Below are 15,846 nucleotides of genomic sequence, written 5' to 3'. Positions count from 1 at the left end.
ACGGGCCAGGACAAGGATGCCGGTTCCGGCTGGCTGCCGTGTTGCGAGTGAAATCATGAAACGACGTTCCCTCTCGGCCGGTCTGTTCGGCGCCCTGATGGCGCTGGCCGGGCCGGGCCATCTGCCTTTCGGAGGACTGCCTGTCATGGTCGGAAAAGCCAATGCGGATGAGAGTGGCAAGGAAGGCGGCACAGCGGGGCGTGCCCCCTCCGTTCCATTGGCCCGCGACCCCTCCGCTGCGGTCGCGGAGGAGTACGAATCGGCCCGTCGCTTGGGAACGCGGGAGGCGTTCGAGCTGTTCATTGCGCGCCACGGTGATGACCCGCTGGCCGAGTGGGCACGCGCCGAGCTGAAACAGCTGGCGCGCTGATCCTTCGCGGGCGCCCCTCAGGCATTGCATTCGACAGGCGGCATCGGCGCGGCCCTGACCTGCCGCGTGATGTCTTGCTGCACGGTCTTTCGGCACTATGGTAGGCCCGCAATCAGTCCCGGAGCCCATCAAGATGCCCTTTCCGCATGCCTCGGAAGCCCTGTCACGCTTCACCGTGCTCGATCTGACCCGCGTCCGGTCCGGGCCCACCTGCGTGCGGCAGCTCGCGGACTGGGGCGCCAACGTGATCAAGATCGACGCGCTCACCGAGGATGCCGGCGGCGAGCAGCCGGGCGGACCGCGGCGGGGCTCCGACTTCCAGAACTTGCATCGCAACAAGCGGGCGATGACGCTGAACCTCAAGGACGAGCGCGGGCTCGCCGTGTTCAAGCGCCTCGCCGCCAAGGCCGACGTTGTCGTGGAGAATTTCCGCCCGGACGTGAAGAAGAAGCTCGGAATCGATTATGAGGGCCTCGCCAGGATCAATCCGCGCATCGTCTACGGCAGTATCTCCGGCTTCGGCCAGGACGGGCCCTACCACAAGCGTCCGGGCTTCGATCAGATCGCGCAAGGCATGGGCGGGTTGATGTCGATCACCGGCGCGCCGGGCGAAGGGCCGATGCGGGTCGGCATTCCGGTCGCCGACCTCACCGCCGGTCTATTCTGCGCCATGGGCATCCTCACCGCACTGCTGGAGCGCGAGGTCTCGGGCAAGGGCCAGTGGGTGCAGACCTCGCTGCTGCAGGCCCAGATCTTCATGCTCGACTTCCAGGCCGCACGCTGGCTGATGGAGAAGGAAGTGGCAAAGCAGGCCGGCAACAACCACCCGACCAGCATTCCGACCGGCGTGTTCAAGACCTTGGACGGCTACATCAACATCGCCACTACGGGCGGCCGGATCTGGGAGCGCTGCGCGCAGGCGATCGGCGCGCCGGAACTCTACAGCCATCCCGACTATCTGACCGCGCCGGCCCGCTCCAAGAATCGCGACGCGCTCAATGCCGAGATCGAGAAGCGTACCTTGACGAAGTCCACCGAGACCTGGGTCCGTGAACTCAACGAGGCCGGCGTGCCCTGCGGGCCGATCTACGCCATCGACCAGATGTTCGAAGACGAGCAGGTCAAGCATCTCGGCATCGCGCAGGAGGTGCCGAATGACGAGGGTCGCGATATCCGTCTGGTCGGCCAGCCCGTGACGCTGTCGCGCACGCCGAGCAGGATGGTGGCGCGGCCGCCGGAATTCGGCGAGCAGACCGACGAGGTTCTCACCGAGTTCGGTTTTTCTCGAGAAGAAATCGTCGCTCTCAAGGCCGCGAGGGTTGTGTGAGCTTCATGCAAGGCCGAGAGGGATGGCAGACTGAATGGGTCGGTCCGGCGACCTGCGGGCTATCGTGGAGCTTTTTCGCCCGAAGCCCCTAGATCAGCTGAAGAAGGGCGCACCACCGGCTCTCGGGCGGGCGGTGGCTCATTGAGGTCGCGAGCCCACGGGGCGCTGGTCCGAACTGCCCTGTCTGAGGAAGTCTGCTGGGAGCTCACGCATGACGAAACAAAAAGGCTGACCAAGACCGCCAAAGCATGAGCCGCGAATTTCTTCTCGTTCTTAGTCATGGGAAACTACCCGTGCGTTCGTGGAGACTCCTCCTGCGATGTTTTTATCCTATATAAGCTGCGCGCCGAGCGAAAGCGTTGGGTGGGGCGACCTAAGCCGGTCCGCTTTCAAAGCTACGGTGAGGAATTGGCATGTCGACTTCTCATTTTCCTATGGCCATGTGGCCTGTCTGACGTGCCGCTCTGTTTACGCTCGTTCAATTCGGCCCGCCGTGGCTCGCAAGCCGGAGAATTCCACTCTATCACTTGCGGCGAAGTATTTGCGCAATGGAGAACACAATAGTGTGCCTACTTATCTTTGTCTGAAGCTCCCGCCGTACCGGAGCACTGGTTTCGTCCGACCGCGGTATTGGCACATTAAATCTGGCGGAAATCATTGCCGAAAGCCTAGAGCGAACAACTGACTACGATTTCTGTTCTCGGCTCGAAGCAGTCAGATTAGAGGGTGTAGGCCGATCTCACACTGGCGAATGATCTTGCAGCGCGGGAACTCTCGCGTTCAGAATTGAAAATTAAGGCCATCTGCTGACTGAAGATTTACTCAATTGGAGCGACGCGGGCGTGGCGTCCGCGTCAATCCGACACGGGCGAGCAAACCGTCGATCACAGGCCAAAACAGGAGCACGATCGCCAACGTCGTGATCGAGCCGACCAGTCCGTTCGACCAGAACACCTTGAGATCGCCGCCGGCGCCGATCATCGACAGACGGAAGGCGTCCTCGGCGCGGTTGCCGAGCACGAGCGCCAGCGTGAACGGCGCGAGCGGAATGCCGATCTTCTTGAAGACGTAGCCAACGACGCCGAAGCCGAGCATCAGCCAGATGTCGAACATCGCGTTCTGGATCGCATAGGCGCCGATCGCGCATGACACCACGATCATCGGCGCCACCGCGGCGAACGGCACGCGCAGGATCGAGGCGAAGATCGGCACCGTCGTCAGCACCAGCACGAGGCCGACGACATTGCCGAGATACATCGAGGCGATCAGGCCCCAGACGAAGTCTTTGTGCTCGACGAACAGCAACGGTCCCGGATTGAGCCCCCACACCATCAACCCGCCGAGCAGGATCGCGGCGGTTCCGGAGCCGGGAATGCCGAGCGCCAGCATCGGCAGCAGCGCCGCGGTGCCGGAGGCATGCGCCGCCGTCTCCGGCGCGAACACGCCCTCGATGCGGCCCTTGCCGAAGCTCTCGGGATCCTTGGAGAAACGCTTGGCCAGATTGTAGCCCATGAAAGAGGCTGCGATCGCGCCGCCCGGGGTAATGCCAAGCCAGCAGCCGATGAAGGAGGAGCGCAGCAGCGTCACCCAGTATTTCGGCAGGTCCTTCCAAACGCTCAGCACGACGCGCAGCGAAATGCTCGCCGCGTGTCCGCGCAGCGCGAGGCGCTCCTCCATCGTCAGCAGGATCTCGCTGATGCCGAACAGGCCGATGACGGCGACGAGGAAGTTGATGCCGCGTAAAAGTTCGGACGAGCCGAAGGTCATGCGCAGATTGCCCGACACCGTGTCCATGCCGATGCCGGCGAGCAACAGCCCCAGCGACATCGAGATGACAGTCTTGTGCTTGGCCTCGCGCCCGAGACCGACGAAGGAGCAGAAGGTCAGCAAATATACCGCGAAGAACTCGGGCGGGCCGAACTTCAGCGCAAAGGACGAGATCATCGGGGCGAGGAAGGTGATCATGAGCACCGCGACCAGCGAGCCGATGAAGGAGGACGTGAACGCCGCCGTCAGCGCCTCCGCCGCCCTGCCCTGCTGCGCCATCGGATAGCCGTCGAAAGTGGTCGCGACCGACCAGGCCTCGCCCGGGATGTTGAACAGGATCGAGGTGATCGCGCCGCCGAACAGCGCGCCCCAGTAGATGCAGGACAGCATCACGATCGCCGAGGTCGGATCCATCGTGAAGGTGAGCGGCAGCAGGATCGCAACGCCGTTGGGGCCGCCAAGGCCCGGCAGCACGCCGACGAAGATGCCGAGCACCAGCCCGACCATCATCAGCACGAGCGTCTTCCACGTCAGCAGGACGGCGAAGCCATGAAGCAAGAGACCGAAAGCTTCCATCGCGGGCCCGCCTAGTAGCCGAAGGCCGCTTCGAGCGGCCCTTTCGGCATGATAACGTCGAAGGCGATGTCGAAGGTGACGAACATGATCGCCGTGAATACGACAGCGGTGAGCAGCGACTTCCACAGCGCGATCTTGCCGACGAGACGCATGAAGCTGGCGATCAGCAGGAAGCTCGCGACATAGAGGCCGAGAAACTGCGTCGTCAGGCAGAACAGCAGCGTCGGCAGGAACACCGCCATCACGCGGCGGGCTTGCGCGCGCGTGACGAAGGTTTCGGGTGCCGCGCGGTGCGCGACCAGCGCCACGATCAGGCCGTAGAGGCTGGCACCACCGAGAATGACGGAGAGGTAGAACGGGAAATAGCCGGGCTCCGGCCCGGTCGAATCCCAGGAGGCGCCGGTGCGCCAATTGTCGTAGCCGAGCGTGGCGGCCAGCGCGAGCAACAGGAGACAGACGAATATCTCGATCGTGCCGGAGGAGACGACGGAAGGCGAGTCGTCTTCGGGCGCGGTCGGATCGTCGACGACAATTTCAAGATCGGTTTGGGGCATGAGCCATCAGGTGCAAACTGCGTTCCCGCTCTCCCCGCTTGCGGAGAGAGGGTTGGGGTGAGGGGGAGTCTCAACGGGGACGGCGAGAGTTGGCTCGCGGAGAGAGCCCTCACCCAACCCTCCCAGCGCGAGCGAAGCTCGTCGCGCTCCCGCAAGCGGGGAGAGGGAGAAGCCAAAGCTACTTCGCGACGAACCCGGCTTCCGTCATCAGCGACTTGTTGACTGCATCGTCCTCCTCGAGGAATTGCACCATGTCCTTGCCGGTGAGGAAGATCGGCTTCAGCGCCTGTTTTTCCATGTAGTCCTTGTATTCCGCGGTCTGTGTCACCTTGTGGAACAGCTCGACATAGAACGCCTGCTGCTCAGCGGTGACCTTGCCGGGCAGGAACATCGCACGCAGCATCAGATACTGCACATCGACGCCCTCCTCCTTGCAGGTCGGGATGTCGGCCCAGGACTGCGTCTCCGTCACTTTGCTGGTGTAGGAGATTCGCTCCTTGTCGAACACGCAGAGCGGACGCACCTGGCCCGCGCGCCAGACTTCGAGATTTTCGGATGGATTGTTGACGTTGGATTCGGTGTGGTTGCCGACGAGTTGGGTCGCGGCCTCGCCGCCGGACTTGTAGGGCAAATAGGAGAATCTCGCGCCGGTCTTCTGCTCGAGGAACACGGTCAGCACGTGATCCTCGCGCTTCGAGCCGGTGCCGCCCATCTTGAACGGCGCGCTCGCCGCCTTCGCCGCGGCGACGAACTCCTTCACCGTCTTGGGACCCGCGCTGTTGTCCCACAGCACGAACTGGTCAAGCGCGATCACCGAAACCGGGGTCAGCTCACGCCAGTTGAACGGGATCTTTGCCGACAGCGGCAGCATGTAGATCAGCGAATAGGCGATCAGCACCTTGTTGGGGTCGCCCTCACTGGATTTCATGTACATCAGCGCTTCGGCGCCGGAAGCTCCGCCCTTGAGCGAGACCACGATCGGCTGCTTCATCAGACTGTTCTTCTGGATGGCGGCCTGCATCATCCGCGCCATCTGGTCGGAGGCGCCGCCCGCGCCTGCCGCCACCACGATCTCGACCGGTTTGGTCGGCTCCCACCCAGCCAAGGCCGGCGCGCTCAACGATAGCACTGCTGCGACGCCAACAGCTTTCATTAGGATTCGCACGAGTTTCGTCCCCTGGATTGTTGGCTTTGTTTGCCAGGAATTTATCGATGCATTGTGCGGACTAATGCGGGCGAGTTCAAGCACACAGGCATCCGCTGTCACTGACTTTCGACTGATGAAGCCAAGCCGGAGATTCGCTACTTGCCCTTCCAGTTCAGCGTGCGCTAGTTGAGGAAGGCGTCCATTCCCACGCGGAAATCTTCGCTTATAGGGGCCTCGAGGATCAGGTCCTCGCCATCCTCGCGCGCGACCGCGGGCGGCGGATATGGCGCACCGCTTCACCGGCAGCTTCCCCCGCGTGAGCGCATGGCGAGCGACATGGATATGTTGCCTAATGGCCACGATGGCTGAAAATGCAAAGCGGAACAGGCCAGAACCCGGCGCGAATGGATAGCCGTTCATTGCAGGCTGTTGCGGCGCCATGAGATCATGTCGCAGGGTATAGGGGCATCAGTACGTGCCCGGGTTGCATGCTCGCGATAATTTCATTGCTGATTTGAGAAGATTAGATGGCCGAACCGATGGCAGGTGGGCGGATCGGATACGGGCTGCGATCCGTCGTGCGCCACTCCTTGGCGACCCTGCTGGCGACCACTGCGCTCGGCGTGGTCGCCGCGCGAGCCGTCGACGGCACCTGGGCCGGCGGCAGCAGCGACTGGACGAATGGCACGAACTGGTCATCCAACCCGGTCGTGCCGGACGGGACCGCAACGTTCACCAACACCGGAAGCACAGCGGTCGACAACAATAACGGTGTCGTTGTCATTGGCACGGTCCAGTTCACGAGCATCGCCCAGGCCTACTCCATCACGATTGGCAAGCCGTTCACCGTCAACGCGGCAGGCATTGTCAACAATTCCGGGACGACGCAGAATTTCGAAGTCACCTCCGGCAACAGTCTGGTGTTCCAGAACAGCAGTACCGCGCGCGGCGGCGTCGGGGCTGGAGCCGTCATCATCACGAACGACGCCGGCGGCCAGATCGATTTCTTCACCAGCGCTTCGGCCGGCAGCGCCACGATCAACAACCTCACTTCGGCGACGCTGAACTTCCACAACACCACGACCGCCGCCACTTCGACCATCACCAACGACGGAACGGTGAACTTCGACGGCTCCAGCACGGGCGGCAGCGCGCGTTTCGTTAACAATGCCGGTGGCACGGTCGATATTTCCGGCCTGACCAGCGGCGGGATGACCGCGGGCTCGATCGAAGGCGCCGGCAATTACGTGCTTGGCGCCAAGACCCTCACCACAGGCAGCCTCAACACCTCGACCCAGGTCGACGGCGCGATCTCCGGCATCGGCGGCGGACTGACCAAGGTCGGCACCGGCACGATGACGCTGACCGGCCTCAACAGCTACACCGGCGCGACGACGATCTCGGCGGGGACGCTTGCGATCTCCGGCTTCGGCAGCATCGCGAGCTCCAGCATCGTCACGGTGAACGCGACGTTCGATATCTCGGCAGTGACCCCGTCATCCGCCGCGATCACGACACTCGCCGGCAGCTCGAGCGGCGTCGTCAACATGGGCGGCAACGGGCTGTTCATCACCAACGGCTCGACCGAGTTCGCGGGCGTGATCCAGGGCACCACCGGTGGATTTGACGTCGCTGGCGGAGCGCAGACCCTCTCCGGTGTGAACACTTACGCCAATGCCACACAGATCGATGCCGGCGCGACGTTGGCGCTGAAAGGCGGCGGATCGATCGCGAACTCGGCGAGCGTCACGTTCACGCCAGGCGCAGGCGGCACGTTCGACATCTCGCAAACAACCTCCGGCACGTCGGTGAACGCTCTGTTCTCCTTGACCGCTGGCGGCATCGTCGCACTTGGATCGAAGACACTGACAATCACCAGTGGCAGCTTCTTCGGCGGCGTCATTCAGGATGGCGGCATTGCGGGCGGCACCGGTGGCAACGTCGTGATCGCCAACGGCGCCACCCAGCAGCTCTACGGCACCAACACCTATACCGGCACCACGACCATCGCGAGCGGCGGCGAGCTCGATCTCATCAATTTCGGCGGCAGCGATGGCAGCATCGCGACCTCGAGCAATGTCATCGCCAACGGCATCTTCGACATCTCGGCCCTGAGCACGGGAACCTCGATCAAGTCGCTGGCGGGCTCCGGTAACGTCAACATCGGGGCCAACACACTGACGATCACCAACGGCATTGGCAATTTTGCGGGCGTCATCGACGACGGCGGCGCGGGTGGCGGCCTCACGCTGACCGGTGGCACGCAGGCACTGTCCGGCGCCAACACCTATACCGGCGCCACCACGATCAACGGCGGCAAACTCGTCGTGGACGGCTCGATCCTGAGCCCGATCACCGTCAATGCCGGCGGCACACTCGCCGGCGGCGGTACGCTGCCTGGCCAGGGCGTCGTCGGCAACGTCGCGATCAATGGCGGCACGCTCGCGCCCGGCAGCAGCACGAACTCGTTCGCACCGCTAACGATCAACGGCCCCCTCAGCTTCACGGCGGCCTCGACCTATCTCGTGCAGATCTCCTCCGGCAATGCCAGCCTCGCCAATGTCAACGGCGCGGCCACGCTCGGCAACGCGACGGTGAGCGCGATGTTCGCCTCGGGCACGATCAAGAAGCAGTACACGATCCTGTCCGCGACCGGCGGTTTTGGCGGCACCGCCTTCAACCCAGCCGTCCTCTCCAACATACCGACGATCAACGCGTCGCTGAGCTACGGCACCAACAATGTGTTCCTCAACATCGGCGTCAACTTCGCGCCGAGCGGGGGCGGCCTCACCGTCAACCAGCAAAACGTTGCGAACACGCTGACCAGCTTCTTCAACTCGACCGGCGGCATTCCGGCAGCCTTCGCTGCGCTGACGCCGGCCGGACTGACCACGGCCTCGGGCGAACTCGGCACCGGCATTATCCAGTCCGCGATCAATGCCGACGGGCAATTTCTCAATCTGATGCTCGACCCGACCGTCATCGGCCGCTCGGGCGGTTTCGCCAAGGCGGGCAGCGTGGCGCAATTCGCCGCGAGCGACGACGCGGCCGCCTATGCGTCCATGCGCCCGGCCAACGCGCGCGAGCGCGAGGCTTATGCGATGGCGACCAAGGCACCGCTGCTCGTCTCGCAGCCGGCCAGCCGCTGGAGCCTCTGGACTGCCGGCTATGGCGGCTCGGCACAAGTCGGCGGCAATGCGCCGGTCGGCTCGCAAGACCTGACCGCACGGGCCTGGGGCGGCGCGGCCGGTGCCGACTACAGGGTTTCGGTGGACACGCTGGTGGGCTTCGCGCTCGGCGGCGGTGGACTGAGCTACTCGCTCGCCAATGCGATGGGTTCGGGCTCAGCAGACCTGTTCCAGGCCGGCGTCTACGGCCGGCACAATTTCGGACCGGCCTATATCTCCGCCGCGCTCGCCTATGGCTGGCACGACGTCACCACCAACCGCGCCGTGGCGCCCGGCGGCTTCGACCAGCTGCAGGGCCGCTTCAAGGCCGACACCTTCTCGGCCCGCTTCGAAGGCGGCTACCGCTTCGCGACGCCGATGATCGGCCTCACCCCCTATGCGGCGGCACAGGTGACGAACGTCAACCTGCCCAACTACTCCGAAGTCAGCCTCAATGGCGGCGGGCTGTTCGCGTTGAACTATGCCTCGCAATCGCTGACCGACACCCGCTCCGAGCTCGGCCTGCGCACCGACAAATCGTACGCGATGCAGAACGGCGTGCTAACGCTGCGCGGTCGCGCCGCCTGGGCGCACGATTACAATCCGGGCCGCGCCGTCACCGCGCTATTCCAGACCCTGCCGGGCACCAGCTTCGTCGTGAACGGCGCCCGGGTCGACTCCGACTCCGCGCTGGTCAGCGCCAGCGCCGAGATGAAATGGCTGAGCGGCTTCTCGATCGCCGGCACCTTCGACGGCGAGTTCTCCGGCAACGTCACCAGCTATGCCGGCAAGGGCGTGTTCAAATACGCTTGGTGAGCCGACGTCGTGAGTTGACGAGGCCCCCTACTTCCCGCCTGCCATTGGCCGGAGACGCCCAAGATCACCCTGACGCGGCCGGTTGCCACATCACTCAGCGACGTGGTCTGCGGCACCTGGACGTCCAGCTGGTCGACGAACAAGAACGGCATGCCGGCTTCGCATAAAGGGAGAAGCGGGCAATTGTGATTCCGACAGGCGGAACCACTTGAATTGAATAGTTGCACGGCGCAATCGGCAGAGGACGCGCGCTACTTGCCCTTCCAGTTCGGCGTGCGCTTGTTGAGGAAGGCGTCCATTCCCTCGCGGAAATCTTCGCTCATATAGGCCTTAAGGATCAGATCCTCGCCTGCTTCGCGCGAGAGCGTGCGGCGGATGCGGCGCACTGCCTCCTTGGTCGCTTCAAGCGTCAGCGGGGCGTGGCTCGCCACGAGCCTGGCGGTTTCGTCGGCGCGGCGCTGCAGCGTCTCGACATCAGGGACGATCTCGTTGAGGAAGCCGAGCGCCAGAGCTTCCGGCGCCTCGACGAGGCGCGCCTTGAAGATCAGATCCTTGGTGCGGGCGGGGCCGACCAGCGAGACGACGCGGCTGATGTTCGACATCGACAGGCAGTTGCCGAGCGTGCGCGCGATCGGAAAGCCGATGCGCGTCGCTTCAGTCCCGATGCGGAGGTCGCAGCAGGCCGCAATTCCGGCGCCGCCACCGGTGCATGCCCCCGCGATCGCCGCGATCACGGGCACGCGGCACTGCTCCAGCGTGCCGAGCACGCGGTCGATCCTCGCTTCATAGTCGAGTGCGTCCTGCGCGGTTTTGAACGCACGGAATTGAGAAATGTCGGTGCCGGAGGCAAACGCCTTGTCGCCAGTGCCGGTCAGGATCAGCGCCTTGATCGAGCGGTCGGTGTTGATCTCCTGGCAGATCTCCGCCATGCGCTCGTACATGGCGAAGGTCAGTGCGTTGCGCGCCTGCGGGCGGTTGAAGGTGATCCGCGCGATGCCGTCCGTGACGGAGTAGAGCAGGTCTTCGTTGGCGGTCGTCGGTGCGTTCATCGCGCGCTCTCTTTTCTCGAAGTTGGCTCAGGCAACCTGGGCCTTCAGGCCACCTGAGCTTTGGTCATCGGCACCGCGTCGCGTCCCTTCAGGACGTCCATGGCCGCCAACACGCCGCCGCTCCGGTGCGGGATCTTTGCAAGATCGAGGCCCATCTCGACGCCGGCGAGCGTCCCCATCAGCATCAGGTCGTTGAAATGGCCGATATGGCCGATGCGGAACACCTTGCCCTTGACCTTGTTCAGGCCAGTGCCGAGCGACATGTCGAAGTTTTCCAGCACCACCTTGCGGAAGGCATCGGCGTCATGGCCATCAGGCACGCGCACGCCGGTCAGCGCCGGCGAATGCGCGGCAGGATCGGCGCACTGCGTCTCCAGGCCCCAGACCTTGATCGCGGCGCGCGTCGCCGCGCTGTGGCGCTTGTGGCGGGTCCAGACGTTCTCGAGCCCCTCCTCTTCCAGCATCTTGATCGCCTCGCGTAGGCCGTAGAGCAAATTGGTGGCCGGCGTATAGGGGAAGGTGCCGAGCTTGTTGAAGCCGATGACCTCCTGCCAATCCCAATAGGAGCGCATGCCGGGGTTGGCCTTGGCCACCGCGAGCGCCTTCTCCGAGACGGCGTTGAAGCCGAGGCCCGGCGGCAGCATCAGGCCCTTCTGTGAGCCAGCGACCGAGACGTCGATGCCCCAGGCATCGTGCTCGTACTCCATCGAGCCGAGGCCGGAGATGGTGTCGACCATCAACAGCGCCGGATGCTTGACCCGGTCGAGCAGCTTGCGCACCTCCAGCGGCGGCGTCACGCAGCCGGTCGAGGTCTCATTGTGGACGACGCAGACCGCCTTGATCGTGTGCTGCTTGTCGGCGGCAAGGCGCTTCTCGATCTCGGCGAGATCGGCACCATGGCGCCAGTCGCTCGGGATGAAGTCGACGTCGAGCTTGAACTTGTCGGCGATGCCGCGCCACAGCACAGCGAACTGGCCGGTCTCGCACATCAACACCTTGTCGCCGGGGGCGAGCACGTTGACCATCGCAGCTTCCCAGGCGCCGGTGCCGGACGAGGGGAAGATGATCACGGGCTGCTTGGTGCGGAACACCCGCTGCATGCCGGCGAGGACGGCGAAACCGAGCTCTGCGAACTCCGGACCGCGGTGATCCAGCGTCGGCATGTCCATGGCCCGCAGCACCCGGTCGGGCACGTTGGTCGGTCCTGGAATCTGGAGAAAATGCCTTCCAGTGTGCACGGTCATCGGCGTCCTTCCCGGTCTTTGAGTCTGTCTTTTGCGTCTGTCTTGGCTTTGAGCTCAACTTGACTTCGAGCCCTTTGGCCTCAAGGGGTGCGCAAGCCGCTCGAATATCACTATTCGCCGGGCTTGTCCCTCGCCCGGCGGGGTCCGTCAATGCACAAGAAGCAGGGCTCGCCTTGCCAAGGGCCGTGACCGAAGGCAAGACGGGGGCGGCGAACAGGCAAGAGCGGACCATGGCGGCGGAAGTGCCCGGGAAATCACAGGAATCGGCCAAAAAGGACGGCATCGCGGCCCGTCTGGCCCGGGAAGTGACCGGCGACGTCCTGTTCGACGCTTTCAGCCGGGGCCGCTACGCCACGGACGCTTCCTTCTACCAGATCGTGCCCACTGGCGTAGTGGTGCCGCGCACCATGGACGAGGCCTTGCGGGCGCTGGCGATCGCGCGCGACGAGGGATTGAAGGTGACCCCGCGCGGCGGCGGCACCTCGCAATGCGGCCAGACCGTCAATGACGGTCTCGTGGTCGATCTCTCGAAGCACCTGAACCGGATCCTGTCGCTCGACGTCGAAGGGCGCACCTGCGTTGTCGAGCCCGGCATCGTGCTCGACGACCTCAACCGCCAGCTGAAAAAGCATGGCCTCTGGTTTCCGGTCGACGTCTCCACGGCCTCGCGCGCCACCATCGGCGGCATGGCGGGCAACAATTCCTGCGGCGGGCGCAGCCTGCGCTACGGCACCATGCGCGACAACACGCTGTCGATGGAAGCCGCGCTTGCCGACGGCACGCTGAGCCAATACGGCGAGGTGTCGCGCGATCTCTCCGATCTCGATGCGAACGGCAGCGCCCGTGCCCTATTCCGCGACATGCTCGATCTCGGCGCCCGCGAGGCCGGGGAGATCGCCGCGCGCTTTCCAAAAGTGCAGCGCCGTGTCGGCGGCTACAATCTCGATGCGCTGGTGCCGCGCAACGCCCGCAACAACATGGCGCATCTGCTGGTGGGTTCCGAAGGCACGCTGGCGTTCACCACCAAGGTCGAGCTGAAGCTCTGGCCCGTGATCCGCAACAAGGCCCTCGGCGTCTGCCATTTCGGCAGCTTCTACGAGGCGATGGATGCGGCTCAGCATCTGGTCAAGCTGAAGCCGATCGCGGTCGAGCTGGTTGACCGCACCATGCTCGCGCTCGGCCGTGACATCGCGATGTTCCGGCCCATCATCTCCGCCGCGATCAAGGGTGATCCGGATGCGGTGCTGGTGGTCGAGTTCGCCGAGGAGGACCAGGCGGACAATTTCGTGCGCCTGAAGCAGCTCGGCGAGCTGATGGGCGATCTCGGCTTCAACTGGAATAACGACAAGCGCAAATGGGGCGGCGTGGTGGAAATCACAGAGCCCGCACTCCAGAGCGGGATCGCCGATTTCCGCGCCGCCGGCCTCAACGTCATGATGTCGATGAAGCAGGAAGGAAAGCCCGTCTCCTTCGTCGAGGACTGCGCCGTGCCGCTGCCGCATCTCGCCGACTACACCGCGCGGCTGGGCGAGGTGTTTGCCAAGCACGGCACCAGCGGCACCATGTATGCTCACGCCTCCGAAGGCTGCCTGCATGTGCGGCCCGTGCTGAATTTGAAGCTGGAGAAGGACGTCAAGGCGATGCGGGCCATCGCCGAGGAAGCCTTCGAACTGGTGCGCGAGTACAAGGGCTCGCATTCCGGCGAGCACGGAGATGGCCTGGTGCGCTCCGAATTCCACGCAACCATGTTCGGCGAGCGCCTCGTCGCCGACTTCCGCGAGGTGAAGCAACGCTTCGATCCCGATGGCGTGCTCAATCCCGGCAAGATCGTCGACGCTCCCAGGATGGACGACCGCTCGCTGTTTCGCTTCAAACCGGACTATCGCGTCGCTGAGCTCAAGACAAAACTCGACTGGTCCGCTTATCCCGGGGCCGGCGGCGGTTTCCAAGGCGCGGTCGAGATGTGCAACAACAACGGCGCCTGCCGCAAGCTCGAGGGCGGCGTGATGTGTCCGTCCTACCGGACGACGCGCAACGAGAAGGACGTGACGCGAGGCCGCGCCAACACGCTGCGCCTCGCAATCTCCGGCCAGCTTGGCGCGGGCGCACTCTCCTCCGACGAGATGATGGAGACGTTGAAGCTGTGCGTGTCCTGCAAGGCCTGCCGCCACGAATGTCCGACCGGCGTCGACATGGCCAAGATGAAGATCGAGGTGCTGGCCGCACGCGCGGCCTCGCACGGTCTGACCTTGCGCGACCGGCTCGTCGCCTATCTCCCGCGCTATGCGGGCCTCGCCTCACGCTTCGCGGCGCTGGCAAATTTGCGCAACCGCAGCCCGCTGCTGCGAAAGCTGTTCGAGCGCTTTGCCGGCATCAGCGCGCGGCGGGCGCTGCCCGCCTTCCGCAGCGACGTGTTCGCGCCGCCTGCCGAAGCGGTCGGGCCGGAGACTGGCCGCGAGGTCGTGCTGTTCGCCGATACCTTCAACCGCATCTATGAGCGCGAAAATCTCGACGCCGCGTTGCGCGTGCTCGCAGCCGGCGGCTATCGCGTGCATCTGCCGAAGCCCGCGAGCGGCAGCCGTCCGCTGTGCTGCGGCCGCACGTTCCTGTCAGCTGGCCTCGTCGACGAAGCCAGAGCCGAACTCGATCGTCTCGTCGCCGCATTCGCGCCCTTTGCCGGGCGCGGCGTCCCGATCGTCGGGCTTGAGCCAAGCTGCCTTTTGACCTTGCGCGACGAGCTCGCCTCGCTGCGCAAGGACGATGACGCCAAGGCGGTTGGCGCCCACGCGCTGACCTTCGAGGAATTCCTGGTGCGCGAGGCCGAGGCCGGCCGGCTGAAACTGCCGCTCGGCCCCCTTGCCGACAAAGCCCTGGTGCACGGCCATTGCCATCAAAAGTCCTTCGGCGCCTTCAAGCCGGTCGAGCAGGTGCTGCGCCTCATCCCTCGCCTTGAGGTCGAGACCATCGAGTCAAGCTGCTGCGGCATGGCCGGCGCCTTCGGTTATGGCGCGGACACCTACGATGCCTCGATGGAGATGGCCGAGCTGTCGCTATTGCCCGCCGTGCGGCGCGCGGATCAGGCGACGCTGATCGTTGCCGACGGCACCTCCTGCCGGCACCAGATCCACGACGGCGCCCAGCGCGAGGCGCTTCACGTCGCGCGCGTGCTCGCGATGAGCCTCGATCGTGCGAAGACCCAATCCACAACCCCTCCCATTGCAAAGGAAACCAATCGTGGCTGACCTCACCCTCGACACCGCCCGCAAGATCCTCGACGCCGCCTTCGCGAAATCCACCGAGTTGAAGCTGAAGCCGCTCGTCGTCACCATCCTCGACGCACGCGGGGTGCTCAAGATCGCCGCGGCGCAGGACGGCACCAGCCTGATGCGCGCCGAGATCGCGCACGGCAAGGCCTATGGCGCGCTCGCATTGGGCATGGGCTCGCGCGCTCTCTTCCAGCGCGCGCAGGAGCAGGCCTATTTCATCGACGCCATGAACACCATGGCCAAGGGCGCGCTGGTGCCGGTCCCCGGCGGCGTGCTGATCATGGACGGCACGACGCTGCTCGGCGCCGTCGGCGTCTCCGGCGACACCTCGGACAATGACGAGGCGTGTGCCGTGGCGGGCATCCAGGCTGCGGGGTTGAAGGCCAACGCGGGATAGTGATCGTCCACGCACGCAGAGCTCCTGCGCTTCACAAGACGTTATGGAGTGCGTCGCGTAGGATCGCCTGTTGAGCGACCCGAGACATAGGTGACAGTTCGTACCGGACACATGGGTTACACTTTCCGCTTTTGTTCTGCGGGAGGTGTAGATGCCGTGGAAAGCG

At 64.5% G+C, this 15,846-nt stretch carries 10 protein-coding genes and 1 pseudogene; 5 read left to right on the top strand and 6 right to left on the bottom strand.

The genetic code is table 11. From position 1 onward, the window contains the following. Positions 1-55: 55 nt before the first annotated feature. Positions 56-370, top strand: a complete 315-nt coding sequence (locus ABIB90_RS38300) for a hypothetical protein (RefSeq protein ID WP_354202608.1) — start codon at positions 56-58, stop codon at positions 368-370. A gap of 133 nt (positions 371-503) precedes the next feature. Then, positions 504-1,697 carry a CaiB/BaiF CoA transferase family protein gene (locus tag ABIB90_RS38295; protein WP_354202607.1) on the top strand — a complete coding sequence of 398 codons (1,194 nt, stop codon included), beginning with the start codon at positions 504-506 and terminating at the stop codon, positions 1,695-1,697. 822 nt (positions 1,698-2,519) lie between these two features. Here ABIB90_RS38295 and ABIB90_RS38290 read toward each other — a convergent pair. The 3 genes from ABIB90_RS38290 to ABIB90_RS38280 form a co-directional block, all read right to left on the bottom strand. Then, on the bottom strand, positions 2,520-4,040 hold the full coding sequence (locus tag ABIB90_RS38290) for a tripartite tricarboxylate transporter permease (protein ID WP_354202606.1): 1,521 nt from the start codon (positions 4,038-4,040) through the stop codon (positions 2,520-2,522). A gap of 11 nt (positions 4,041-4,051) precedes the next feature. Next, on the bottom strand, positions 4,052-4,594 hold the full coding sequence (locus ABIB90_RS38285; RefSeq protein ID WP_007601906.1) for a tripartite tricarboxylate transporter TctB family protein: 543 nt from the start codon (positions 4,592-4,594) through the stop codon (positions 4,052-4,054). Between the two features lie 178 nt (positions 4,595-4,772). Then, positions 4,773-5,747: a Bug family tripartite tricarboxylate transporter substrate binding protein gene (locus ABIB90_RS38280; RefSeq protein ID WP_354202604.1), complete on the bottom strand. Its 975-nt coding sequence runs from the start codon at positions 5,745-5,747 to the stop codon at positions 4,773-4,775. A gap of 521 nt (positions 5,748-6,268) precedes the next feature. Between ABIB90_RS38280 and ABIB90_RS38270 the strand changes: the two genes are divergently transcribed. Then, on the top strand, positions 6,269-9,724 hold the full coding sequence (locus ABIB90_RS38270; protein WP_354202603.1) for an autotransporter outer membrane beta-barrel domain-containing protein: 3,456 nt from the start codon (positions 6,269-6,271) through the stop codon (positions 9,722-9,724). Between the two features lie 32 nt (positions 9,725-9,756). On the opposite strand, the pseudogene ABIB90_RS38265 reads toward ABIB90_RS38270, so the two are convergent. The 3 genes and pseudogenes from ABIB90_RS38265 to ABIB90_RS38255 form a co-directional block, all read right to left on the bottom strand. Next, a pseudogene (locus tag ABIB90_RS38265) lies at positions 9,757-9,885 on the bottom strand (GspMb/PilO family protein); the annotation flags it as partial. 90 nt (positions 9,886-9,975) lie between these two features. After that, complete coding sequence (locus ABIB90_RS38260) at positions 9,976-10,773, bottom strand: enoyl-CoA hydratase/isomerase family protein (RefSeq protein WP_354202602.1); 798 nt, start codon at positions 10,771-10,773, stop codon at positions 9,976-9,978. Positions 10,774-10,817: 44 nt separating this feature from the next. Continuing rightward, positions 10,818-12,017 carry a pyridoxal-phosphate-dependent aminotransferase family protein gene (locus tag ABIB90_RS38255; RefSeq protein WP_354100985.1) on the bottom strand — a complete coding sequence of 400 codons (1,200 nt, stop codon included), beginning with the start codon at positions 12,015-12,017 and terminating at the stop codon, positions 10,818-10,820. 230 nt (positions 12,018-12,247) lie between these two features. Here ABIB90_RS38255 and ABIB90_RS38250 point away from each other — a divergent pair, with 230 nt between their 5' ends. Continuing rightward, a complete protein-coding gene (locus ABIB90_RS38250) occupies positions 12,248-15,259 on the top strand; it encodes an FAD-binding and (Fe-S)-binding domain-containing protein (RefSeq protein ID WP_354202601.1) in 3,012 nt (1,003 codons plus the stop codon). Then, positions 15,252-15,680 (top strand): GlcG/HbpS family heme-binding protein, encoded by a 429-nt coding sequence (locus ABIB90_RS38245; RefSeq protein ID WP_007601896.1) that lies wholly within the window; start codon positions 15,252-15,254, stop codon positions 15,678-15,680. The genes ABIB90_RS38250 and ABIB90_RS38245 overlap by 8 nt, the downstream gene beginning before the upstream one ends. The last annotated feature ends 166 nt before the right edge of the window (positions 15,681-15,846 follow it).

Source organism: Bradyrhizobium sp. JR4.1 (assembly GCF_040548605.1).
In the GTDB taxonomy this organism is placed as follows: domain Bacteria; phylum Pseudomonadota; class Alphaproteobacteria; order Rhizobiales; family Xanthobacteraceae; genus Bradyrhizobium; species Bradyrhizobium canariense.
Note: the sequence above shows the minus strand (reverse complement) of the source record. Positions and strands in the feature narration are given on the sequence as shown.